Below are 23,905 nucleotides of genomic sequence, written 5' to 3'. Positions count from 1 at the left end.
ATGAGCGCTGTCGACCCGATCCGATGGCTGCGTGATTTCGCCGCGCTGATCGATGAGCACACCGACGAACTGACCGAACTCGATGCGGCCATCGGCGATGCCGACCACGGCAGCAATATGCGGCGCGGAACCGCCGCGGTGGTGGCCGCCTTCGACGAACCTTCCGCTCCCCTCCCGTCGGCAGTGTTGAAGCAGGCCGGGATGGTGTTGATCCGGTCGATCGGCGGCGCGAGCGGCCCGCTCTATGGCACTTTCTTCTTACGTGCGGCCGCGGCGTCCGCGGAGGCGCCGCTCGACGCAACCGGTTTCGCGAAGTCTTTCCGAGCGGGTCTCGACGGCATCGTCGCTCGCGGCAAGGCAGAAGCGGGGGACAAGACCATGTTCGATGCCTTGGCTCCGGCCGCCGACATTCTGGATGAAAAGGTGTCCGCAGGAGCCTCGCTCGCCGACGCGTTGGATGCCGCGCTGGCTGCCGTCGAGGCCGGCCGCGACGCTACGATCCCGATGCTCGCCCGCAAGGGCCGCGCGTCGTATCTGGGTGAACGTAGTGTCGGACACCAGGATCCGGGTGCGACGAGCGCCGCACTGTTGGTGCGGGCGGCACGACAGGCGGTTCTATGATCGGGATCGTCGTTGTGTCGCACAGCCGTTTGCTCGCGCGGGCCGCCGTCGCGCTGGCCGCCGAGATGCTGCACGAACAGCGGGTCCGCATCGAGGTGGCCGCCGGCCTCGACGAACAGACCTTCGGCACCGACGCGGTAGCCGTCGCCGAGGCCATTGTCGCGGCCGACGCGGGCGACGGTGTGCTCGTCCTGATGGACATGGGCAGCGCGGTGCTCTCGGCCGAACTCGCTCTCGAGTTGCTCGACCCGCCGCACCGGGTGCGGTTGTGCGCGGCGCCGATCGTGGAGGGCCTGATCGCGGCCTCCGTATCGGCAGCCGGGGGAGCGGATCTGGACGAGGCGGCTGGCGAGGCGGTGCACGCGCTCCTCGGCAAACGCGCACACCTCGGCGAATTGGATCCCACCATGGACGGCGGCGAATCGGCCGCGGTCGCTGCGGGATCCGAGTCCGATCTGGATCACCGAGCAGTGGATACCTTCGTCGTCACCACTGCGCATGGTCTGCATGCCCGCCCGGCGGCGCGACTGGTCGCGGCGGTGCGTCGTCTCGGTGTGCCGGTCATGCTACGAAACCTGACGACCGGCGCGGGACCGGCCTCCGGAACCAGCCTGACGCGGATCGCCGCCCTGGGTGCGCTCACAGGTCACGAAATCGAAGTCGTGGCGCGTGGTCCCGGCGCGCGGAGCGCGGTCGACCAGGTGCTCGCAGTGGCACTGCGCGGGTTCGGCGAGGCCCCCGCGACGGCGTCGGTCGCTTCCGCCGCGCAGTCCGTCGACGCGTGTTCGGAGTTCTCCGATACGGCGCCGTTCGGCGGGCATCGGGATCGGCCCGGTGTGGCGGCTCGACACCGGTGAGTTCCGCGTGCCCGAACAACCGCCGGGTCCTGCTGCGCAGGAGCAACGGCGGCTCGATGCCGCGATGTCGGTGGTACGTCGGACGATCGAGTGCACCCGCGCGCATGCGGGGGCCGAAGCAGGCATCTTCGAGGCGCATCTGCTGCTGCTCGACGACGACGAAGTGCTCGACGCGGCTCGTGTGCGCATAGCCGACGGGTATTCCGCCGCCACCGCGTGGAGCACCGTCGTCGACAGCGCCGCAGACGCATTGGAGCAGCTGCCGGATGAGTATCTGCGAGCGCGCGCCGCGGATATCCGGGCTGTCCGCGATCAAGTGCTCGCGGCACTGTTCGGATACGCCACCGATGTGATCAGCCGTGCGGGGATCCTCGTGGCCGCGGACCTGACCCCGGCGCAGACCGCCGGGTTGGACCGCGCGCTGGTCACAGGAATCGTCCTGGCACAGGGCAGTCCGACATCGCACAGTGTGATACTTGCCCGTTCCCGCGGCATACCAGCGGTGGTCGGGGCCGGTCCGCAGGTGCTGACGATCCCCGAAGCGACGATGGTGGCGCTGGATGGCAGCACCGGCCGACTCGTCGTGGACCCTGATGCGGTGACACTCGCCGCATTCACTGCCCGGGCGAACGAACAGCTCGAACAGCGCAGGGCGGCCGAAGCTGCCGCGCGGCAGCCTGCGGTGACCCGGGACGGCGCCACCGTGTCGGTCGCGGCGAACGTGGGCGCCATCGCCGATGCCGAGGACGCCGTGGCCCGCGGCGCCGATCTGGCCGGACTGGTCCGCACCGAGTTCCTGTTTCTCAGCCGGGACAGCGCACCGTCCATCGACGAGCAGGAACAGATATATCGATCGATCGCGCAAGGGTTCGCCGGTCGCCGCGTCGTGCTGCGCACCCTTGATGTCGGTGGTGACAAACCGTTGCCCTACCTCGTGCAGCCACACGAGGCGAACCCCTACCTGGGTCTGCGCGGCCTCCGGCTCGCGCTGACTCGCCCGGACATGCTGCGGGATCAACTGGAAGCGATCTGCCGTGTCGCCGCGGACTACCCGGTGAGCGTGATGTTTCCGATGGTCACCCAGCTCGACGAGGTGTGCGCTGCCCGGCGCATCCTGGACCAGGTCAGCGCACCGGGCACGCCGCTCGAGGTCGGGATCATGGTGGAGGTTCCCGCCGCCGCGGCCAAGGCGGCCGCATTCGCCGATCACGTGGATTTCTTCAGCATCGGCACCAACGACCTGACCCAGTACGCGCTTGCGGCCGAACGGGGCAACGACACCGTCGCCCACCTCGCCGACCCGCTCGACCCCGGCGTGCTGCACCTGATCGACCTGGTCTGTCGCTATGCGGGTACCGCCCGAGTCGCGGTCTGCGGTGAGCTAGCCGCCGATCCGGTCGCCGCGCCGGTGTTGCTCGGCCTGGGCGTCACCGAACTCAGCGTTTCCCCGAGGGCAGTTCCGATGGTGAAGGCGACCGTCCGCGACCTGGACCTGGCCGAGTGTCGCGCAGCGGCTGCCCGTGCGCTGACCTGTGCGTCCGCTGCCGAGGTCCGCCGTGCGGCATCGCGGGACGCACGGTGATCAGGTACGCGGCGGGGGAGTTCGGTGCGGCCGTTGCTTGCCGCGGCACATCAGCCGCGGTGCTTCGCAGGACGATTGGTGGCGGCGCGGCGTTCGGCTTCTTTCGCTTTGATTCGTTCGTTCTCCGCGCGGACCGCGACGTAACTCTCGCGTTCGCGGATCAGCCATTCCGGCGGGTCGGCGAGCAGGGAGCCGATTTCGTCGGCGGTGAGGGCATCGGAGACCTGGGCGCGGGCCAGGCCGGTGTGGGAGATGCCCAGTTTCCGGGCGACGACGTCGCGCGGGAACGGGCCGGTGCGCCGCAGTTCGGTAAGCCATTCTGGGGGATTGTTGCGCAGATCGTCGAGGTGGGCGCGGGAGACGGGAGTATTGCGGAAATCCTCGGGCGCCGCCGGAAGATAGATGCCGAGCTTGTTCGCCGCCGTCAGCGGCTTCATCATCTGCGGTTTCTTGTCCGGGCTCACCCGGACAGCCTAATGGACGCCACGGGACGAAGTCCGTCTGCAGCCCGCGCTGGGCCGAGCTGAGGCGAGGTAGCCGTCTACTCGGTGGTGCGGGCGGTTCCGACCACCCGGTGGCATACGCTTCCACGAATGAGCCGGTTCGAGTCGATCGATGTCGTGCGCCTGCGCTGGTTCGTCGCGGTAGCGGAGGAACTGCACTTCGCGCGGGCGGCGAAGGCGCTGCATATTTCACGCCAGAAGCTGAGCCATACGGTAATCGACTTGGAAAACGAGTTCGGCACAAAGCTTTTCGTGCCCGGCGCGCAGCCCACCCAGTTGACCCACGCCGGGCGGGACTTGCTCGAGCAGGCGCGGGAGATCATTGCTCGGGCCGAGTCGGCGAGTAACGAAGGTCCCCGCGTCGCACTGAGCCTGCGGGTGGGATTCGTGCCGGGCGTCACGGTGTCCAAGTGGACCCGAATCTGGGGCGACCGGTTTCCGGATACCCCGCTCGAGGTGGTCGCACTGCCGCAGGCCGACCAGGAGTCGGCAGTGCGCGAAGGTCGGGTGGACATGTGTTTCGTCCGTCTGCCGATCGACCGGGACGGCCTGAGCGTCATTCCGCTCTACCGGGAAGTGCCGGTCGTCGTGGTGCAGAAGGAACATCCGATCTCGGTGTTCGACGAGGTGAGCATGGCCGACCTCGCGGAGGAACGATTCCAGGACACGGCGGACCTCGACGCGGTCGCGGGCGCGCTGGAACTCGTCGCCGCGGCGGGGGGTGTGGCGATCGTGCCGCATTCGCTTGCCCGCCTGCATCATCGTCGCGATCTCGTCTACCGGACGATGACCGGCGTGCCCGATACCGACATCGCTTTGGCCTGGCCGGTGGACCGCATCGGCGACCTGATCGAGGACTTCGTCGGCGTCGTCCGTGGCCGGTCCGAGCGCAGCTCGCGTGCCCCGGCGCGCGGACGAAACGCGGAGCCGCAGAAGAGGTCCGTGACCGAACGCGCCGACCGCCGTGCGAGTCCCGCGAAGCGGAAGCCGGCCCGGCGACGTGGGCGGTGATACCGGCATTGCACGCAGGTCGGTGCCCGTCGCGCAATTGCCTTCACGCCTGGACAACTCGAGTCTATGGCAGGTAGTTCGCCACTATCTGCCATAAATCCGTCACGCGGTATCGTCCTCGACGCTCCTACCTCCGATCGGGCAGCGCTGGCTGTTCGGCGGTGTCCGATTGCCGATCGTGGAGTGGCTGACCGATGTCCCCCTCCGGCAGGACGACGATCCGTCCGCGCGGGCGGTCGATGTCTCGGCTCTCCTGGAGGCGATGCGCGTGCGCGGCGTCGGCCAGGGGGAGCGTCGCGGCGATGCGGGAGCGCAGGCGTCCGTCGGTCAGGAGTCGATTGATCAGGGTCGCGGCATCGGCCAGGTCACTGACGGAGGCGTTGCTGATCACGAAGCCGTGGATGCTGATGTCACGGGTATACAGCTTGCCCAGGGCAACCTGGGGCCGCGAGTTCAGTCCGGCCATGACAATGATGCGAGCGCCGTCGGCGAGGACCGGCAGCATCGACTCGATGTCGTTGACGCCGGTGTTGTCCCAGAACAGGTCGACGCCGTCAGCGGCTGCGTCGGCGATGGCGTCGGCGAGGTCGGGGCGGTTGTAGTCGATGACGGTGTGCGCACCCAGCGATTGACACCAATCGGCGTCGCGGTTCGAGGCCGTGGCGATGACCCTCGCCCCGGCCGCTGCGGCGATCTGCACGACAGCGCTGCCGACCGCACCCGCGGCGCCGGTGACGATCAGTGTGTCCCCAGCCCGCAGGCGGCCCGCACGGAACAGGCCGAGGTGTGCGGTCGCGGCGGGGTGGACGACACTCACGGCATCGGCGGCGGAGACGGAGTCGGGCAGCCGATAGAGGCGCTCGACGGGAACGGAGGCGTAGTCGGCGAAGGAACCTTGGCGGCCGTGGTGGCCGAGGCTGTTGCACCACACGCGGTCTCCGGGGTGGAATTCGCTGACGCCCGGTCCCTGCGCCACGACAGTTCCGGCGAGGTCGCGGCCGATGACGAACGGGAACGGCGTGTGTGTGGGGTATGCGCCGGAGCGGACGAAGGTGTCGACATGGTTGACCGCGAGGGCTTGCGCGCGCACGAGCACATCGGTGGGACCGAGCGCTGGTACCGGCAGTTCGCCGACCATGATGTCATCGGCGGGACCGTGTTCGGTGATGTAGGCGGCCGTCATGACAGCAGGGATGTCGCCCATCTGAACTCCTGATCGTGGTGGCTGGGACCGGGTGCCGCCCGCGTGGCGGGCTCTGTACCACGCAGCGGACGGCACCCGGTGGGTCAATGCGCGGACTGCGGCGGGTTGTTCGGGAGCCCGTATTTCTCTGTCCACGCCTTGGCCAGGTCGGCTTCCTGGATGTCGGTGAACGTGTAGGCAGGCGACAACACGGGCAAGATCCGCTCGACGCGCAGGAGGACGGCTTCGTTCGCCGGGTAGCCGGGCCCGTTGAGGTCTAGCAGCCAGTCGCGCAGCCACTCATAGGCCGGATGACCTGCCGGGAGCAATTCGGCGGTGCCCTTGAACCGGTAGCCGCGGCGGCGGATGAAGTCGATGGAACAGATCTCCATGCGAGGATCGCGGCGTAGGTTGGCGACGGTCTCGGGTGAGTTGATGTCCATGAAGATGAGGTGCTCGTCGTCATAGACGCGGACCGAGCCTTTGGGGGAGAGGTTCGGTGAGCCGTCCGCGCAGATGGTGGCGGCGAACGACAGCTTGGCGCTGTCGATGATGTCACGCATGTCGTCGGTGATCGCGCTCATGGTTCACTCCTGATCGGTGAATGTTGTGCGGTGAGGGCAGGCTGTCGGTGGGCAGGAACGCCGGGGATGGAGCCGGTCAGCAGGTCGGCGTCGGAGCTGTCGTCGATCGCGGCGGACAGGTCGGCGTCGCGAGTTTCCGGGCCGAGCGCGGCTCCGATGACGATCAGCGCGCCACCGATGACGAGCAGGACCACCGGTGTGTACTTCAGCGGCATGATCTCGGCGAGCCAGGTCTGGTAGAAGACGTAGAACGCGGGGACGATCACCGCGGCGGTGTAGCCGAGCCCGTAGCCGCTGGAGCGGACACCGACGTGGAATCGCTCGATGATGTAGGTCGTGACGACGCCGAAGGTGGACACGACCACGATCACCAGCGCGACCGACACCAGCGTGATGAGGGTGGCGCCGGTCACTGTTCGGGAGACCAACAGCGCGTACAGCACCGGGGCTAGCGTGCCGGTGAGCGGACCGGCGATGAGGAAGAACCGCCGGCGGCCGATGCGCTGGCTGGCGATGCCCGCACCGAGGTAGGCGACGGCCAGCAGCGCGTAGGCCAGCACGAGCAGCAACGTCACGCGCAGGTCGGTGAGTCCCGCGTCGCGTTTGAGTGCTCCGGGCAAGACGGCGCCGATGACGTTGAAGGCCAGCCAGAGGCCGGTCATCAGAATGAATACTTGCAGGAAGTTGCGCAGGTTCACGCCGCGGAACAAAGCCACCAGCGGGATGCTGGGAGCCTTCGGCGCCTGCTTCCACGCGTCGGATTCCTCGAAATTGCGCGATATCCAGGGCACCAGCGCCAGCGCGAGAACGCCTCCGATAACGAACGGGATCCGCCACCCCCACTCCACATAGGCCGATCCGAGGCCGTCCGCCGGCATGACCTGCAACAGGCCGGTGGTGATGAGCGCGATCGCGCAGTAGGCCAGCGGGAAAGCGGTCATGATCACCGCGCCGACGAGACCGCGCTTTCCGCGTGGGGCCTGTTCGAGGGCCAGCGGTATCGCGGACGTGTACTGCCCGCCTAGGAAGATGCCGTCGGCGAACCGCAGCCCGATCAACGCAAATGTACTGGCCAGGCCGATTTCTTGGTAGCCGGGCAGGCTCGCGATCAGCAGTGTGACAACGCCGAAGCCGACCAGCGCGATCATGGACGTGCGGCGGCGACCGGTGCGGTCGCTGAAGTGTCCGAAGATCACCGCGCCGAGGGGGCGGCCCAGCAGGGTGGCGGCGAAGATCAGTCCGGTGATGATCAGGCTGGTGGTATCGGAGAGGTGCGCGGGCTGAAAGTATGCCGCGGCCGGCGCGAGCGCGATGACCGGCAGATAGACGTCGAACATGTCCACCCACAGTCCGGCCCACGCCCCGGCCACCGCTTTGCGGCCTTTGCGGGACAGGGGCGTGGGGGATCCAGGGCTCGTGGCAGTGTTCATCGCCCACCTGCCGTGCTCTGCTCCGCGGTGGTGCCGGGACGCCAGGTCGTGTCGCCACCGTGCGGGCCGACGGGATCCTGGCCGGTCCGCGGGGGGCCCGCGGGGAGATCGACGGGACGACCGAGCCCGGCGTTCTCAAAGAGATAGATCATCATGGGACTCTTCACTGTTGGAATAGATGTCGCCTCGCTATGGCGTTGTCGCGCATTGGGCGAGGTCAGGGTCGGCGCGGAGGGCGCCGCTCGACCGCAGTTGGTGCTGTCAAGTCACAGAGCCTAGGCAGACCATTCCACTGGATAACGACAATTCTTCTGTGGAGAACACCCCGTCGTAAATGCTCGGCCCAGTGCCTACCGCTGTGGTTGCCGCGGACATCGGGGGCAGTGCCTGCGTCGCGTGTGGCTGCCGCACAGGGAGGTACCGCGCGCGGGTCGAGGAGACGGTGAACCTGATGGTGCGTATCGGGATGACGGCGCGATTTCGACCGCGGTGGAGTCGCGCAGATGCTGGGGTCGGCGGCAGGCAGGACCGGTCCACCACTTCGGGACAGGCTCTACTCGCGCACGGGAATCGCGACGACGCCAAGGCTGCCTCAGGAGGGGGCTGCGGTTGCCGGAAAGTTTGGTGCTAGGGGTGCGGCGGTGTTCCACTCAGGCCAGAACGGGCACGGTGGCCGCGAAATGCGAGGCGACGATAGACATGCCCTGGGCATGATAAAAGCGATGTGCACCGTGGTTGGTGACTCCGGAATCCAGTTCGATGCGCACGCAGCCTGCCTGCCACGCACGCGCCCGGAGTTCGGCCATCAGTCGGCTGCCGACACCGGCGGAGCGAACCGCGGGTTCGGTCACCAGGTCGTCGATGAACAGCAACCGACCGCGACTGGTGGCGAGCACCCGATGTGCCGCAACCCCCACACACCGGTCTCGGTCGTAGGCGGCGGTGAACACCAGTCCCTGTCCGGCGGCTTCGGCGGCGAAGTTCGCGAAGTCTTCCGCGCTCAGGTCCGGTCGGAGTGTCCGGATCAATGCGGCCACGTCGGTCGACAGCGCAGGGTGGGTGACTTCGACGTCGGTGAAGGTCAATTCCATGCAGGCGACCATAGCCAGCGGTGGGAAGCGGCCGTCAAGGGCGTGTCGTTGTCGCGACGCACGGGCGCGAGTGCGGGGTTCGGTCGCCCTCAACGCGCGGCGGCCAGCTGTACCTGCACGGCGTGCGCGGTCGCGCGCAGCGCGGCAATCAGGGTGTGCAGGTGGGCCGGGTCGTAGCGAACGCTGGGCAGGGCCACCGACAGACCCGCCGCCGGTGCGCCGTCGTGGTCGCGGATGAGCACTCCGACTGCGATCAGGCCGCGTTCGGAGTTCTCCTGGTTGACGGCGAAGCCGCTGCCTGCTGCCCTTGTCAGCCGCTCACGCAGTTCGCGCAGGTCCGGCCGCTCGCCGGGACGGTCTCGGTAGCGGTCGGGGGCATAGAGTTGCGCGAGTTGCTGGTCATCGAGTTCGGCAAGCATCAACTGCCCGGTGGTGGTGCGGTGGGCGGGGAAAACCATGCCTTCGCGCGAGCCCACCCGCAGTGCTCGGGCGCACTCGACGCTGGCGATGAACCGTACGGTGTCGCCGGTGCGGATGCTGAGGTTGGCGGTTTCGTCCAGCTCCTCGACCAGTCGCCGCAGGTGCGGTAGCGCAGCGGCACGCAGGCGCGAGGTCTGCGATCGGGAGTGGGCGGCCAACTCCAGCACCGGCCCGGCGCGGTAGACGCGGTCCTCGTCCTGAATCGCGAAGTCGCGATAGACCAGCATCGACAGGAGCCGGTGTGCGGTCGAGCGAGCGACACCCAACCGCGCGGCCGCCTGGGAGACGGTCATACCGCCCTCCAGTTGGAGCACGGAGGCCAGCCGTAGGGCGTGGTCGACGCTGGCGATAGCGTACGGCGGCGGCGTCTTGAGAGGTTTGTCCATTCAGTGGCTCCTGTTCTGCTGAACAGAATCTACATGCTGTCCTGCAGAACAGGCCGCACGCTGATGGACGTGACTTCATCTCCTCCTCTCCCGACCGCCCCGGTGCGCTTGGACGTCACGGCCTTCGACGACCAGCCGGAGTCCACGCCCGCACTGGCTGAGCTCTATCGTGGCTTCGAACAGGAACTGCTGGTCCCGCTGTGGACACAGATCGGTGACCTGATGCCGCAACAGCCGACATCGCGAGCCGTCGCGCACTTGTGGCGCTGGGACCGGCTCGCGGAATTGGCCGCACGCGCCGGCGAACTCGTGCCCGTGGGTCGCGGCGGCGAACGCCGCGCCATTGCCCTGGCCAACCCCGCCCTGGGCGGCAAACCGTTCGCCACCCCGACGCTGTGGGCCGCCATCCAATACCTGATGCCCGGCGAGGATGCTCCCGAACACCGCCATACCCAGCACGCCTTTCGGTTCGTCGTCGAGGGTGAAGGTGTGTGGACCGTCGTCGGTCGCGACCCGGTGGCCATGCGCCGCGGCGACTTCCTGCCCCAGGCCGGCTGGAATTTCCACGCCCACCACAACGCCACGACGGCGCCGATGGCGTGGATCGACGGACTCGACATTCCCTTCCAGTACCTGACCGAAAGCCAGTTCTTCGAATTCGGGCGCGATCAGATCAGTGACGCCGAGCGCGTCACCCCCGATCGCTCACGCTCGGAGCGGCTGTGGGGTCACCCCGGTCTGCGTCCGGTCGCGGCGAGCCGGCTGGCGCCCGGAACCCCGCTGCTGGCCTACCGGTGGGAACACACCAACCGGGCGCTCGACGATCAACTCACGGTGGCCGCTTCCGGCGGCGGCGGTACCGTTTCCCCTGGTCACGCAGCTGTCCGGTTCGCCGACCCCGCCACCGGCGGCGACGTGTTGCCGACGCTGCGCGCCGAAATGCACCGTGTGCTCCGCGGCGCCGAAACCGTGCCGGCTCGCGAGACCGGCTCCTCGGTGTACCAGGTGTTCGACGGTTCCGGCACCGTCACCGTCGCCGATCGCGCGTGGACAGTGAACCGCGGTGATTTGTTCGTCGTCCCGTCCTGGCAGCCGTTCTCGGCCCGTTCCGAGGCCGGTACGACCGATTCCGACTCCGGCGCCCTGGACCTGTTCCGCTTCAGCGACGCCCCCATCTTCGAGGCGCTGGGCCTGAACCGCACACGGGTGGAAGGGGCCGGCCGATGAAACTGGCAACCTTGCGCGTCGACGGCGCCACCCGCGCCGTCCGGCTGGACGGCGACGTCCTCACCGATCTGGGCCGGCCGGACGTGGGCGCGCTGCTGGCCCACCAGGATTGGCGGCAGCGCGCCGCCGCAGCCGACCCCACGACCGCCAAGACCTACCCCACCCGGGGCGCGGAGTTCGCCACGCTCGTCCCGGACCCGTCGAAGGTCGTGTGCGTCGGGCTCAACTATCGCCGCCACATTCAGGAGATGGGCCGTGTCCTGCCCACACATCCGACCCTCTTCGCCAAATTCGCCGACACCCTCACCGGCCCCTCCGACGACATCATCCGCCCAGCTGAAACGGCCGAGTTCGACTGGGAAGTCGAACTCGCCGTGGTGATCGGCGCGTCGGTACACCGCGCTCGCGGCGCCGACGCCGAGGCGGCCATCGCGGGATTCACCATCCTCAACGACCTCACCTGCCGCGACTGGCAATTCCGCACGCGGGAATGGCTGCAGGGCAAGATCTGGCAGTCCACCTCTCCGGTCGGCCCGTTCCTGGTCACCCCCGACGACCTGCCCGGCGGCACCCGTCCTGCCCTCGGCCTGCGGCTGCTGGTCGACGGCGAGATCATGCAGTCCGACACCACCGCCGATCTTCTCTTCGACCCGGTCACGCTCGTCGAGTACATCTCCACCACCGTCCGGCTCAACCCCGGCGACATCATCGCCACCGGCACTCCCGGAGGTGTGGGCCACGCCCGCAGCCCCCAGCGATTCCTCCGTGGCGGGGAGCGTGTCGTGGCCGAGATCGACGGCCTGGGCCGGCTCGACAATCGCATCATCGGCGCCGCACCCGAAGCGGGCAACTGATGCACCCTCGCGCCCTCGCCCAGACCCGGCGCTGGGCCGCGCTGGGCACCGACCTGTTCATCCGGGCAGTCAGCGACGACGAGGACTGGCTGCGCGCCGTGAGCGGGCTGCCCGACTGGAGCCGCCGCCAGCTGCTGGCTCATGTCGCCGCCAACGCCGACGCGCTCGGCAACCTCGTGCACTGGGCTGCGACCGGCGAACCCACCCCGATGTACGCCACACCGCATACGCGGGCAGCGGATATCGCCCGCGGCAGCAAGTTGCCTGCTCCCGACCTGCTCGCCTGGCTGTCCAGTTCCGCCGATGCGCTCGAGCACGCCATGAACGCACTCGACGGCAGCCAGTGGACGACATCGGTCGTGACCGCGCAGGGCCGGACCGTGCCCGCCACCGAGATCCCGTGGCTGCGGGCGCGTGAGGTGTGTGTGCACGGCGTCGACCTCGCTCATGGCATCACTTTCGCCGACCTGCCCGCCGACTTCCTCGCCGCGCTCTGCGACGACGTGCTCGCCAAACTCGCCACGACGCCGAGACCGGCGCTGGTCCTCGAGGCCACCGACAGCGGCGACCGGTGGGTACTGCCCGGGGACGAATCGCCGATCACGCTCGTCGGCTCCCTACCTCAGATCACCGCCTATCTCACCGGACGCCCCTACCACCTCATTTCCGACGACGCAGTGCCCCCGCCGGTCCTCGGCCCCTGGCTGTAATCCGCCCGGTTTCTCACACGAGGGATAATCACCATGAACCACTCCACCTCTCCCGCCGACGACGTACCCGATGTGCTGGTGGTCGGTGGCGGCATCGGCGGTCTCGGCGCCGCTCTCGCCTTGACCCGCAACGGTCTCCGTGTCCGAGTCCTGGAACAGGCTCCTGAATTCGGTGAGGTGGGAGCCGGCATCCAGCTCGCCCCCAACGGCACCCGCATCCTGGCCGACTACGGCCTGCTGGATGAGGCCGTCTCGCTCGGTGTCGTCCCCACCCGCATGGTCATGCGTGACGCGGTCGACGGCTCCGAACTCACCGCCTTGGACCTGCGCGATCTGCATCACCGCTACGGGTCGCCATATCTCGTCATCCACCGCAGCGACCTGCACGGGCTGCTGCTGCGAGCCTGCCGGCGCGCCGGTGTCGACCTGCGTACCGACCAGCAGGTCACGAGCTACGACAACGTCGTCGGCGGCGCCGGTGTCGAACTGGCCGACGGCACCGCGCACCGCGCACGTCTCGTGATCGCCGCCGACGGCATCCACTCCGTCGCTCGCCGCCAATACGTCGGCGACGACGTGGTCAACTCCCGCTATGTCGCGTACCGGGCCGCCCTGCCGGTCGAACAAGTCCACGACCATGGCATCACCGTCGCCGACGACGAGGTTGTCGTCCATGTCGGACCTCGATGCCACTTCGTGCAGTATCCGCTTCGCGGCGGCACAACCGTCAATCAGGTCGCCGTCTTCGAATCAACCAAAGCGCGCGCGGGCGAACAGAACTGGGGCACCCCCGACGAACTCGACGCCGCGTTCACCGGTACCTGCGATCAGGTCCGCGAGGCCACCGCACTCATGTGGCGGGACCGCTGGTGGCAAATGTTCGACCGCGACCCCATCAGCACCTGGGCCTACGGTCGCGTCGTCTTGCTCGGCGACGCCGCGCACCCGCCCCTGCAATATCTTGCCCAAGGCGCGATCATGGCGATCGAGGACGGCTGGGTCCTCGCCCAGCACCTCGCGGCGACCGGCACCGCGCATCCCGGACCCGCGCTGGACGCCTACCAAGCTGTGCGTGCCGCACACTGCGGGCGCGTCCAGGCCACCGCGCGTGCGTGGGGCGACCTGTGGCACCTCGACGGAGATCTTCGACTGCGGCGTAACGCGATCCTGCGTGACCGGGCCATCGATGACTTCCACTTCATCGACTGGCTCTACGGACCCACCGCCCTGACCCCGGACCAGGAGCCCCCGATGTTCACCCCCATCCCGCTCAGCACGATCGAACCGGCGCACTAGTCCGCTGGTGCGCACAATGCTGCCAGGCGGCGCTGATGATGAGTGTGCCGCCGCGGCAGGTCGGGGGTGCCCGGTGCGGTGTTCACCGTCGGGGCTCGAGAAATCCGGGTGGGATCCGGGGCTGAAACGCGAGTGTTATTCGGCGGCCTTCCGCACGATCTGCGCCAGCCTTTCCCAGGAGGGCGAGGTGATTCCGACTGATTCGTTCACCAGGCCGACCAGCTTCGGATCCAGCGCCGGGGTCGTTCGTCCGGCTCCGGTGCGTCTGCTCGCCAGCCACCGTCGGGTGCGGTCGGCCAGTTCCATCAGGCGTGGGTCATCCGGGGACCAGTCGAACGCTGCGTCGTAGTCGAGGTAGATAGCTTCGAATTCCGGATCGTCGATGGCGTCGAGCTTGTCGGCGACCCAGTCCGCCGCCTGCTTCGGGGCAACCGACTGCAGCAGAATCCAGATATCGCGCTCCATCCGGACTGCCCGGTCGCCGACCCCGAGTCGCCGCAGCCGTTCGAGGTACTCGGCGACTTCGGCGGACACGAACAGCCTGTCGCCGGAACTCAATTCGACGATCCGCTCGCGGGTTCGGCGGATCTCCTCGGCGTGTTCGGCGAGCGCGCGGTCGATCTCGGCGATCGCCGCCGCGAACTCGTCGGAGTTCGCGGCGAGCAATTCCTTGATCCGCGCCAGTGGCACGCCAGCCTGCGCCAGTGTCTTGATCTTGACCAGATCTATGGCGTCTTCGGCGCTATAGCGTCGATAGCCGGAGGAGTCACGCGGCGGTTCGGGAAGCAGGCCACGCCCGTGGTAGACGCGCACGGCCTTGATCGTCACGCCCGCATACTGCGCGAGCTGTCCGATGGTGATCATCCGCGTCTCCCTTCGCCGGTGCGCTGTCCAGCCCTCGCCATCATCACACCCGGGCGAACAACCGGCCGGCTAGGTCGATTCCAGCCACGGCGCCGGATTCGTCCCGGGTGAAGAACCCGCGTTGTCCCTGTAGACCGCCGCCGGTAACGATGTACCCGTCCGCGTCGCCGGGCAGCAGGCCGAAGGCGGCGGGCGGAAGGTCGGGCGGCAGTTCGGTGTCTGTGGCGGTACGGATCTCCGGCTTGATGGCGCATTCGATCGTCAATCCGGTCCCGTCGGTGTCGAGGGTGAGTCGCATCATCTCGTTCTCGTACTGTCCGACGATCTCCCGTGCTCGCGCCCCGTCGTAGGGCAGCGGCTCCGGGTCGCGTTCCACCATGCTCAGGACGCGCTCGAGCACCCAATTCACCGTGGCGCGATTGAACGCGAGGCCCGCGTCCGGGCCCGCGTTGGACATCACAACGACAGCGAAGTTCCGCTCGGGCACGATGAGCAGATCGGCGAACTGGCCATTGGCCGATCCGCCGTGCCCGATGGTTGCGACACCGTCCACTTCGCGCAGGAACCAGCAGATGCCGAGCCCATCACCCAACGTGCTCCCACGCAGTTCTACCGTCTGCTCCCGCATCCGGTGCAGCAACTCGGCGGGCAGAATGCGATCGCCGCCAGCAGCCCGGCCGTCGCCGAGATGAAATCTCGCCCACCGCAGCAAGTCGCCCGCCGACGACGCCACGCCGCCGCCGGGGTTGTTGGCGCGGTTGTCCTTCCACTGCCTGGCGACCGCGACCGCACCGTTCACATCGATGTTGTGTCCCACCGCGAACCGGCGAGTCATGACATCGTTGACCGCGTAGCAACTGTGCGCCAGCCCGAGCGGCTCGAACAACAGCGACGCGACGGCCCGCTCGAAGGTCAGTCCGGTGACGTTCTCGACGATCCGGCCTGCCAGGTTGAATCCTGCCTGACTGTACGACGCCCGCGCACCCGGTTCGGCGATCAGCCGCGATTCGGCAAGCTTCGCCGCGTGCCGCGCCAGGGCGTCGTCGCCCTCGCCGGGGTCGTCGCTCAGCCGCCATTCCAGCCCGGCCGTATGGTTGAGCAGCCGCGACACGGTGATCCCGTCCGCAGCCGCCGCATCGGGAACGGTGAATTCCGGAACATACCGCCGCACTGGCGCGTCCAGCTCGACCTGCCCCTCGGCGACCAACTGCATCAGCGCAGTCGCGGTGAACGTCTTGCTCACCGAGCCCACCACGAACATCGTGTCCCGGTCGACTGGAAGTGGATTGTCCGCGCTGGTCACCCCGTGGCATGCGAAGATCTCACGGCCACCGGCCAATACCCCCACGGCGGCACCCGGCACCCCCAACTTCTCGGCTGAGTTCGTAACGAATTCCGACAATTCCTGTGACATCTCGTTCATGTCTCCATGCTCGAACCCTGCCCATGGGGCAAGGTCAAGCCCTCAGTCGGAATTAACCCTCAGCATGTCTCCGCCATGGTCGTTGGCGAGACACTCACGGTGGACAAGCGGTTTCCGCGGGCCAGGCACAGCACATTGCGCGCCGGTCCGGACCGACGAGTTCCGAAGCGCCGGCGCGGCAGTGACAGTGTCCGGTTTCCCGAGTCGGGTCAAATCGCGTCGGCCCTCGCGCCATACTGACGGTCATGGGGTATGAAACCAGTAGGACGCGGTTCTCATGAGCGCTCACCGTCTCGCCATCGCCATCATCGGAACCGGCTTCGCGGGACTCGCCGCAGCGATCGAGTTGAAGAAGCACGGCCACGACGACATCGTGCTTTTCGAACGTGGCTCTGAAGTAGGCGGGGTCTGGCGGGAGAACACCTACCCTGGCGCTTCTTGTGACGTGCCGTCGTCGCTCTACTCGTTCTCCTTCGAGCCGAACCTCAACTGGCTGCGGCGTAGCTCGGAGCAGCCCGAGATCCTGGCCTATCTGCGCAGAACCGCCGGGAAGCATGATGTCCTCCGGCACGTCCGGTTCGACACCGAGGTGATCAGTGCGGAGTTCGACGAGGTCGTGAACCGGTGGACGATCGGTACCGACGCCGGCGATGTCGTCGAGGTCGACGTCCTCGTCTCAGCGGTTGGACAGCTGTCGCGGCCAGCGCTGCCGGACGTCGAAGGACGGGAGAACTTCGAACATGACGCCTTCCATTCCGCGGAGTGGGACCACTCAATCGACCTGACCGGCAAACGTGTTGCCGTGATCGGCACGGGAGCGAGCGCCATCCAATTCGTTCCGGAGATCCAACCACAGGTGAAGCAGCTGATCCTGTTCCAGCGGACGGCGCCCTACCTACTTCCCCGGTTCGACACCGTATTCTCCGACGCACACCACGCGCTGTTTCAGCGGCTACCGATCATTCAGAAGGCGCAGCGGGCGGTCTGGTGGATGGCTGCCGAGACCTTGTCGATCGCTTTTCTCTATTCCAAGCCACTGTCGAGGGTTGTCACAGCACTGAGCCGATGGCACATGAAACGGCAACTGAGAGGTTCCGAGCTCCTCGCGAAGGTATGGCCGGACTACGCGGTCGGCTGCAAGCGGATCCTGTTCTCGGACAACTACCTTCCCTCGTTGCGTCAACCGAACGTGGCTGTGGAATCCGATCGGATCGAAGAGATCACCGCCGCGGGTGTACGCACGGTGGACGGCGTGGTTCATGAGGTCGACGTGATCATCTACGCCACCGGCTTCGCTGCGAGCGACTTCTTGGCCCCGATGAAGATACTCGGTCAGGGCCGTCGTGATCTGCGCGCCCAGTGGAGTAATGGTGCGCGCGCCTACCTGGGCGTCAGCATCCCGCATTTCCCGAACCTGTTTCTGATGTACGGCCCCAACACGAATCTGGGCTCCGGCTCGATGGTGTGCATGCTGGAGAGCCAGGCCGAGTACATCCGGCGGGCCGTCGCCGGCCTCCGTGGCGGGGATGCCGTCGTCGTCCGTGCCGACGTCGAAAATCGCTACGACGTGGAAACCCAGGCGCGTCTGGTAGACGGGGTCTGGTCGAAGTGCACGAGCTGGTACCGCGCGGCCGACGGCAGGGTCGCCAACAACTGGCCCGGCACTTCGTCCGAATACCGACGCCGCACAAAGGAGTTCGACGCGAGTGAATTTGTGCACCTGAGCAAGGAAAAAGGCATTTCCTGAAGACGATCAATGATGACCGTCGCGGTTCGGGGCACACCTGCGGTGGTCGTCCATGGCATCCGCAGCAGGTGCCAGTTTTCGCGGTGTCGCCCCGGTGACGACACCGATCACGATCAAGATGGTCCGCCCTTCCGGGAATCATCGGGTGCCGGGAAGCACTGGGGGGCGGCCCGCGTGACCACCACGGTGGATCGCGCGGGACACTCTCCTGCTTGTGCCGGCTGCGGCGCTTACGGCGCGGCAGGATTCAGGTCGTCGGCCGGGTAGTAGACCTCACGTCGCAAGCGTTCCAAGTCCGGCGCCGCGGAACCGGAGGTCGGCTCATACCGACCGCTCTCACGCCCCCACAGCCCTACGCTCGCGATGTTCACGTATATCTCCGCGTAGTGCTTCCCCCGGCCCGACAAGCCGGGAAGCACGCGGAAAAGCGCGGGGACGTAGCGGATCACCGCCTCGAGTTGGGCACGTTGTTCGGCCACCTGGCGCTGTACCTGCTCGACGGCTTCGCGGCGGGTACACCCGGTCTCGTGACGGATCGCCCGCACCAGGTTGTAGGGAACGTGGTCTGCCTCGTCCTGATCCAACCCCACCAGGTCGTTCTCCAGAAAGGTCACCCAGAAGCCGAGTTCCTCGAGACGGCGGATCACCGGGTGGTTGCGCAGCTTCGGCGGCAGTTCCCGGTCCTGGTACACCTCCGCGCAGGCGAGAGCGGTGTCGATCCCACTGGTCGACATCCGCAGCGGCAGATAGTCGGCCGTGGAAGGGATGTAGCCATTGATGCGATGGTGCGCTTCGCGTTCGGCCGCTTCGAACCAGTCTTCGATGCCGTCGAGGAACCGCTTCTGCCAGCGGGCGCTGCGCCCCGCCCGCAGCCGCGGCCACAAACTGGCCCACGCCGCCGGGATCGCGCCCGGTCGCCACGGCGCCTCCGGGTCCTGGCGCAGTGTGGCCACCAGCCCGCGCCGCAACGCGGTCACGGCTTTCGGGTCCGTCAGCTGCGGATCTTCGAACAGGTCATCCCACATGAGGGTGAGCACGGCCATCCCGTAGGCGGTCTGTTCCCGGGACGCGTCCGCCGCTGGGGCCAGGATCTGTGCCGGGCTCCGGATCGCTCCGGTCCACCGATGGTAGTCGGCCTCGGCCGGGGTGCGGGCAAGGCCGGTGTCCATCAGCCAGCTCCGCAACCATTGCCCGATCCCAGGCGGGAGCCCATCACTGTGAGCCCTGGGTGCCTGCGTCGACTGCCGGGGGACCACCGGAGCAGGAGTTCTCCGGTCGAGGATGGACCGGGCGTAGGCGATCATCGCCTGGCGGGCGCGCGGGTCACCGGCCACGGCAGCGAGCTGACCGTCGGCCTGGTCGATGAAATCCTCGGCCGCCGCTCGTGCTTCGTCCACGGCGCCGGAGGCGATGACGAGCTCACGGGCACGTTCGGCTTGCTCACGCGTCATTCTGCTGCGCAGCAGGTGGGCGAGGCTTTGGTCGCGGGCGGCGGCGCGGATCACGGGCAGGGTGTAGATACCCTCGCCTAGATCCGCGTTGACGGTCTTGCCCATTTCTTCGGCGGTCGAAGTCACATCGAGGATGTCGTCATACAGCTGATAGGCCAATCCGAACTGTCGACCGAACCTGGCCAACGCCTCTTCCTGCTCCTCTGAGCAGCCCGCCTGCATCGCGCCCACCCGGCACGCCAACGACAGCACCGCCGCCGTCTTGCCGTCGATCGTGTCCAGGTAGGACTGCTCGGTACGAGAGGCCACATGAAGGTCGGCGGCCTCGATCACCATGCCCGCGCACATCTGCTCGCCCGCGATCGTCGCCGCGAGAACCTCACGCCCGCCGAGCTCGGCCAGCATGCGCATGCCCGAGAACGTCACCGAGTCCCCACCCAACACCGCCATGTGCGGACCCCACACCGCGTTGCTGCTGGGGCGGCCACGACGCTGGTCCGCGTGATCGATGACGTCGTCGTGATACAGCGAGCCCACATGCATCAACTCCACCCCGGCGGCGGCGCGCACTACCCGGTCATCAGCTGGGGCCGCGGGATCGGTGAGCAGGTAGTACGACAGCAGCGTCAACGTCGGACGCACCAGCCGCCGAGACGTCTCGGGCCCCTCGTCGGTGAGCGCGGTCAGCTCAGGGCGGCCCCGAAACTGCACAGGCCCGAGAACGTCACGGACACGGTCCAAGTCCGCATCCAGATGCGGGAAAACAGCGGAATCTACCTCACGTGGCACGTGCAACTCCTGACTAGTGGCATCGGCAACCCACACCGAAGTTTCGATGAAAATTTGACACCACGGCGCACAGAAAATGTTGGTATCAGCCAACTTTGACGGCGTCATCACCTCGCCGGTGAAGGTCGGCGACTGCTGCGCGGATTCACCCGTACGCCTTTGCCGGTCAAGGGTGCGCACCAGCTGTCGCGGGTCGTGGAGGGTGGGCGATGCCGGTTCAGGGAGTGCGCGATCACGGTGTCGCGGCACGGACATACCCGATCAGCTCGTCCAAGCAGGGTGTGCCTGCGCACCGAGTCCGATCTGTCGTGGCCCGGCGGATAGCGCGGACCGACGACCGAGTCCGCGCCGACCGGAATCAGCCCGCGCAGACCCGATTGAATTCGGTTGTCGCGGCGTCCATGCTGGAGACGTTGTCGTCGGTGAGCGCGTGGGCGTACGCGTCGATGGCGTCCTTGTCCGCCCCGGTGGCGTCGATGGCCGCGAGCTTGGTGGCCAGAGTCTGTTGCACGGTCGGGTTCAGATCGCCGTTGGACTCGGCGATGCTCGCGTTGATCAGGTCCACGGCCGCGCTGCATGCCGCCGACTGGGCGTGTGCGGGGCCCGCGGGCAGCAGCACAGAGCCGACGGCACTGGCGATGAGCAGGGCAGCGGAGAAGGTCTTGGTCATTACGTCCTCGGTGTCGCATGAACAGGAACGAGGCCCGTGACCCGGCGCGGGCGCGGACCTCGGACGCACACGGTACCGGACGGATTCGGCGGTACGGGACGAATGGAATTGTGCGAGAAGACTTTTCGGGTCGCTGAACTAGCGCGGCTTGCGCAGCAGCAGGGAATCGCGGATCAGGATGCCTGCGATCAGGACGGCGAAGCCGATCAGGAATACGTCCTCGACCCTGCCCTTGTGGTTGCCCTTCAGCATGCAGAGCAGGATCACCGCGACGATCCAGCCGGCGATGCGGAATGTGCGGCGCGATTCGCCACTCCAGCCCCATGCGGCGGAGGGAACTTCGGCGGTGTCCACGTGAGTGACGATGCCGCGCTCGGTGTCGGCGTGTTCGATTTCCGTGGCGGCCACGATCGCTCCTTAGCTGGTTCGGGTACCGCTTCGGCGGTACTCACTCGATGAGCTATGCCGCATATCGTGACATACGACGATGCGTCGTTGTCAGTCGGCCCGCGCCCGCCGAACGCGTTCCCGAGCGTAGGACACAATGAAGGCGTGTCCGACATCGTGAGAGTCTTGCTCCTGGGCAGTACCGGATCCATCGGTACCCAAGCGCTCGAGGTGATTGCCGCCAACCCCGACCGTTTCGAGGTGGTCGGATTGGCCGCCCGCGGCAGCGATACCGCACTGCTGGCCAGCCAGATGGCCGCCACCGGCACGCACAACGTCGCCGTCGCCGACCCCGCCGCGGCCCAGCAGCTCGACCTCGCCCTCGGCGGACCGGACGCGGTGACCGAACTGGTGCGTCGTACCGAGGCCGATGTCGTGCTCAACGCGCTGGTCGGCTCGCTGGGACTGGAGCCGACCCTGGCCACTCTGGAGTCCGGCGCCCGCCTCGCGCTGGCCAACAAGGAATCGCTGGTCGCAGGTGGTTCCCTGGTGACTCGCGCGGCTGCGCCCGGGCAGATCGTCCCGGTCGACTCGGAGCATTCCGCGCTGGCGCAGTGTCTGCGCGGTGGTCGGGCCGAGGAGGTCGATCGGCTCGTGCTCACCGCGTCCGGCGGCCCGTTCCGTGGGTGGACAACGCAGATGCTGGAATCGGTCGGTCCCGCGGAGGCCAAGGCGCATCCGACCTGGTCGATGGGTTTGATGAACACGCTGAACTCCGCCTCCCTGATCAACAAGGGCCTCGAGCTGATCGAGACGCACCTGCTGTTCGGCATCCCCTATGACCGCATCGACGTCACCGTGCATCCGCAGTCGATCGTGCACTCGATGGTCACCTTCACCGATGGATCGACCCTGGCCCAGGCCAGCCCGCCGGATATGAAACTGCCGATCGCGCTGGCCCTCGGCTGGCCGGACCGGGTGCCCGGCGCCGCCGCGGCGTGCGATTTCGGCAGCGCGGCCACCTGGACGTTCGAGCCGGTCGACAACGAGGTCTTCCCTGCCGTGGAGTTGGCTCGCCGGGCCGGGCAGGCGGGCGGCAGCGTGACCGCGGTGTACAACGCCGCGAACGAGATCGCGGTGCAGGCGTTCCTGGACGGAGCTATCCGCTTTCCGGACATCGTCCGGACGACGGCCGCCGCGGTGGAGTCGGCCGACCAATGGCGCGCGGAGCCGCAATCGCTCGCGGAGGTCCTTGCCGCCGACGCTTGGGCGCGCGAGTTCGCGGCCGCTCACGTGCGGGCCTGAGCCGACACGGCCCGCACCACGCATCGGACTCGCCCGGCGACCGCGCCTGGCACACTGAACACACCGGGTCGGGCGGTGTCCGGTTAGGGTGGTCGTGGTGCTCGCGGCCAGGTGCGGACGCGTGCGTGCGGGATATTCGAGCTGCGCAAACGCAGGAGGGCTGTAGAGCAAATGGTGTTCGCGTTGGGATTCGTGCTGTTCGCGCTCGGCATCACCGTGTCGATCGCGCTGCATGAATGTGGGCACATGTGGACCGCCCAGGCGACCGGCATGAAGGTGCGGCGCTACTTCATCGGGTTCGGGCCGAAGATCTTCTCGTTCCGCCGTGGCGAAACCGAGTACGGCCTCAAGGCGCTTCCGCTCGGTGGCTTCTGCGACATCGTGGGCATGACCGCTCTCGACGAACTGCGCCCCGAAGAACTCGACCGTGCCATGTACCGCCAGGCCGCCTGGAAACGACTGGTGGTGATGTCCGGCGGTATCGCGATGAACTTCCTCCTCGGCTTCCTCTTGGTTGTCGTGCTCGCGATCGGCTGGGGGCTGCCACGATTCGATCAGCCGCCCAGCACCGCGTTGGGCGACCTGAGCTGTGTGGCGCAGCAGAATCCGGACGGCTCGACCCAGCCGTGCACCGGCACCGGCCCCGCGCAGCGTGCCGGACTGCAGCGTGGCGACGTGGTCAAGCAGGTCAACGGCGTCGAGGTGAGCACCTGGAAGGAGTTCCAGGCCGAAACTCAGAAGCAGAACGGCCCGTTCACCTACGTCATCGAGCGCGACGGCCGGACTCTGACCATTCCGGTCACGCCCGAACGCGTCCTGCGCTACCCGGAGGGCGGCGGCGCCGGGCGGGAGGTCAGCGCGGTCGGAGTCGGCTCGGACTACTACGACCCGGTCAAGTACAACGTCGTCACCGCGATCCCCGCGGCCGGCGCGTTCACCGGAGACATGTTCATCCGCACGTTCCAATCGCTGGCCCAGATGCCGCAGAAGGTGTCGGCGCTGTGGACCGCGGTGACCGGCGGCGAGCGCGACCCGGAGACCCCGGTCAGTGTGTACGGCGCGAGCAAGATCGGCGGCGAGACCGCGGAACGTGGGCTGTGGGGCGTATTCATCCTGGTGCTGGCCAGCCTGAACTTCTTCCTCGGCGCGTTCAACATCCTGCCGCTGCTGCCGCTGGACGGCGGCCATATCGCCGTCGTGCTCTACGAGAAGATTCGCAACACCCTGCGCGGCTGGCGCGGTCTAGCCCCCGGCGCACCGGTGAACTACCTGAAATTGTTGCCGGCGACCTACGTGTTCGTGGTGATCGGCGGTGCATACATGCTGCTCACCCTGGTCGCGGACATCGTCAATCCGATCAAACTGTTCTGATCGTCATCAGGGCGCATCCCGGTGGTCGGTCTTTCCCGTAGCCCGTCGCGGCAACCGGGAGCGCTGTCATGGCTGTCACAAGA

23 protein-coding genes are annotated in these 23,905 nt (G+C 67.5%); 11 read left to right on the top strand and 12 right to left on the bottom strand.

Translation table 11 applies throughout. From position 1 onward, the window contains the following. From dhaL to ptsP, 3 genes are read left to right on the top strand one after another with little or no spacing between them, the layout of a single operon-like run. On the top strand, positions 1 to 621 hold the full coding sequence (dhaL, locus tag AB0B25_RS21530) for a dihydroxyacetone kinase subunit DhaL (protein ID WP_357182232.1): 621 nt from the start codon (positions 1 to 3) through the stop codon (positions 619 to 621). Next, entirely contained in the window at positions 618 to 1,478 is an 861-nt protein-coding gene (gene dhaM / locus AB0B25_RS21525) for a dihydroxyacetone kinase phosphoryl donor subunit DhaM (RefSeq protein ID WP_357182229.1), read from the top strand. The genes dhaL and dhaM overlap by 4 nt, the downstream gene beginning before the upstream one ends. 7 nt (positions 1,479 to 1,485) lie before the next feature. Beyond that, complete coding sequence (ptsP, locus tag AB0B25_RS21520; protein ID WP_357182226.1) at positions 1,486 to 3,060, top strand: phosphoenolpyruvate--protein phosphotransferase; 1,575 nt, start codon at positions 1,486 to 1,488, stop codon at positions 3,058 to 3,060. Positions 3,061 to 3,110: 50 nt separating this feature from the next. On the opposite strand, the gene AB0B25_RS21515 is transcribed toward ptsP, so the two are convergent. Then, entirely contained in the window at positions 3,111 to 3,524 is a 414-nt protein-coding gene (locus AB0B25_RS21515; RefSeq protein WP_357182223.1) for a DUF5997 family protein, read from the bottom strand. Between the two features lie 129 nt (positions 3,525 to 3,653). Here AB0B25_RS21515 and AB0B25_RS21510 point away from each other — a divergent pair, with 129 nt between their 5' ends. Beyond that, positions 3,654 to 4,574: a LysR substrate-binding domain-containing protein gene (locus tag AB0B25_RS21510; protein ID WP_357182220.1), complete on the top strand. Its 921-nt coding sequence runs from the start codon at positions 3,654 to 3,656 to the stop codon at positions 4,572 to 4,574. Between the two features lie 127 nt (positions 4,575 to 4,701). On the opposite strand, the gene AB0B25_RS21505 is transcribed toward AB0B25_RS21510, so the two are convergent. The 6 genes from AB0B25_RS21505 to AB0B25_RS21480 all read right to left on the bottom strand — a co-directional run bounded on the left by AB0B25_RS21505 (position 4,702) and on the right by AB0B25_RS21480 (position 9,728). Continuing rightward, positions 4,702 to 5,778 carry an NADPH:quinone reductase gene (locus tag AB0B25_RS21505; protein WP_357182217.1) on the bottom strand — a complete coding sequence of 359 codons (1,077 nt, stop codon included), beginning with the start codon at positions 5,776 to 5,778 and terminating at the stop codon, positions 4,702 to 4,704. An 83-nt stretch (positions 5,779 to 5,861) separates the two neighbouring features. Beyond that, positions 5,862 to 6,341 (bottom strand): pyridoxamine 5'-phosphate oxidase family protein, encoded by a 480-nt coding sequence (locus tag AB0B25_RS21500; protein ID WP_357182214.1) that lies wholly within the window; start codon positions 6,339 to 6,341, stop codon positions 5,862 to 5,864. Next, positions 6,338 to 7,771: an MFS transporter gene (locus AB0B25_RS21495; RefSeq protein WP_357182212.1), complete on the bottom strand. Its 1,434-nt coding sequence runs from the start codon at positions 7,769 to 7,771 to the stop codon at positions 6,338 to 6,340. Before AB0B25_RS21495 ends, AB0B25_RS21500 begins: the two co-directional genes overlap by 4 nt. After that, entirely contained in the window at positions 7,768 to 7,923 is a 156-nt protein-coding gene (locus AB0B25_RS21490) for a hypothetical protein (protein ID WP_357182209.1), read from the bottom strand. The genes AB0B25_RS21495 and AB0B25_RS21490 overlap by 4 nt, the downstream gene beginning before the upstream one ends. A gap of 498 nt (positions 7,924 to 8,421) precedes the next feature. Beyond that, positions 8,422 to 8,862 (bottom strand): GNAT family N-acetyltransferase, encoded by a 441-nt coding sequence (locus AB0B25_RS21485; RefSeq protein ID WP_357182206.1) that lies wholly within the window; start codon positions 8,860 to 8,862, stop codon positions 8,422 to 8,424. Positions 8,863 to 8,951: 89 nt separating this feature from the next. Next, the gene (locus tag AB0B25_RS21480; RefSeq protein ID WP_357182203.1) at positions 8,952 to 9,728 is read right to left on the bottom strand and encodes an IclR family transcriptional regulator; all 777 of its coding nucleotides are present in this window, start codon (positions 9,726 to 9,728) and stop codon (positions 8,952 to 8,954) included. Between the two features lie 102 nt (positions 9,729 to 9,830). On the opposite strand from AB0B25_RS21480, the gene AB0B25_RS21475 reads away from it, so the two are divergent. Genes AB0B25_RS21475 through AB0B25_RS21460 form a run of 4 tightly spaced genes read left to right on the top strand, consistent with a single transcriptional unit; the run spans position 9,831 to position 13,815 of the window. Beyond that, positions 9,831 to 10,955, top strand: a complete 1,125-nt coding sequence (locus AB0B25_RS21475) for a cupin domain-containing protein (protein WP_357182329.1) — start codon at positions 9,831 to 9,833, stop codon at positions 10,953 to 10,955. Next, the gene (locus tag AB0B25_RS21470) at positions 10,952 to 11,809 is read left to right on the top strand and encodes a fumarylacetoacetate hydrolase family protein (protein WP_357182201.1); all 858 of its coding nucleotides are present in this window, start codon (positions 10,952 to 10,954) and stop codon (positions 11,807 to 11,809) included. The genes AB0B25_RS21475 and AB0B25_RS21470 overlap by 4 nt, the downstream gene beginning before the upstream one ends. Next, positions 11,809 to 12,519, top strand: coding sequence for a maleylpyruvate isomerase family mycothiol-dependent enzyme (locus AB0B25_RS21465; protein ID WP_357182198.1), 711 nt, complete (start codon positions 11,809 to 11,811; stop codon positions 12,517 to 12,519). Before AB0B25_RS21470 ends, AB0B25_RS21465 begins: the two co-directional genes overlap by 1 nt. Positions 12,520 to 12,552: 33 nt before the next feature. Further along, positions 12,553 to 13,815, top strand: coding sequence for an FAD-dependent oxidoreductase (locus tag AB0B25_RS21460; RefSeq protein WP_357182195.1), 1,263 nt, complete (start codon positions 12,553 to 12,555; stop codon positions 13,813 to 13,815). A gap of 135 nt (positions 13,816 to 13,950) precedes the next feature. Here AB0B25_RS21460 and AB0B25_RS21455 read toward each other — a convergent pair whose 3' ends face one another. Further along, entirely contained in the window at positions 13,951 to 14,679 is a 729-nt protein-coding gene (locus AB0B25_RS21455) for a MerR family transcriptional regulator (protein ID WP_357182193.1), read from the bottom strand. Positions 14,680 to 14,722: 43 nt separating this feature from the next. After that, entirely contained in the window at positions 14,723 to 16,102 is a 1,380-nt protein-coding gene (locus AB0B25_RS21450) for a serine hydrolase domain-containing protein (RefSeq protein ID WP_357182190.1), read from the bottom strand. 277 nt (positions 16,103 to 16,379) lie between these two features. Between AB0B25_RS21450 and AB0B25_RS21445 the strand changes: the two genes are divergently transcribed. Next, positions 16,380 to 17,849: an NAD(P)/FAD-dependent oxidoreductase gene (locus AB0B25_RS21445; protein WP_357182187.1), complete on the top strand. Its 1,470-nt coding sequence runs from the start codon at positions 16,380 to 16,382 to the stop codon at positions 17,847 to 17,849. Positions 17,850 to 18,079: 230 nt separating this feature from the next. On the opposite strand, the gene AB0B25_RS21440 is transcribed toward AB0B25_RS21445, so the two are convergent. From AB0B25_RS21440 to AB0B25_RS21430, 3 genes are all read right to left on the bottom strand, one after another. Continuing rightward, entirely contained in the window at positions 18,080 to 20,089 is a 2,010-nt protein-coding gene (locus AB0B25_RS21440) for a polyprenyl synthetase family protein (protein WP_357182184.1), read from the bottom strand. Positions 20,090 to 20,447: 358 nt separating this feature from the next. Continuing rightward, positions 20,448 to 20,759 (bottom strand): hypothetical protein, encoded by a 312-nt coding sequence (locus AB0B25_RS21435; protein WP_357182182.1) that lies wholly within the window; start codon positions 20,757 to 20,759, stop codon positions 20,448 to 20,450. A 138-nt stretch (positions 20,760 to 20,897) separates the two neighbouring features. After that, on the bottom strand, positions 20,898 to 21,167 hold the full coding sequence (locus AB0B25_RS21430; RefSeq protein WP_357182179.1) for a DUF2631 domain-containing protein: 270 nt from the start codon (positions 21,165 to 21,167) through the stop codon (positions 20,898 to 20,900). Positions 21,168 to 21,311: 144 nt separating this feature from the next. Between AB0B25_RS21430 and dxr the strand changes: the two genes are divergently transcribed. Continuing rightward, positions 21,312 to 22,451, top strand: coding sequence for a 1-deoxy-D-xylulose-5-phosphate reductoisomerase (gene dxr / locus AB0B25_RS21425; protein WP_357182176.1), 1,140 nt, complete (start codon positions 21,312 to 21,314; stop codon positions 22,449 to 22,451). A gap of 171 nt (positions 22,452 to 22,622) precedes the next feature. After that, entirely contained in the window at positions 22,623 to 23,822 is a 1,200-nt protein-coding gene (locus AB0B25_RS21420; protein WP_357182174.1) for a M50 family metallopeptidase, read from the top strand. The last annotated feature ends 83 nt before the right edge of the window (positions 23,823 to 23,905 follow it).

The sequence above is a fragment of the Nocardia sp. NPDC049190 genome (genome assembly GCF_040648115.1).
Lineage (GTDB): Bacteria > Actinomycetota > Actinomycetes > Mycobacteriales > Mycobacteriaceae > Nocardia.
Note: the sequence above shows the minus strand (reverse complement) of the source record. Positions and strands in the feature narration are given on the sequence as shown.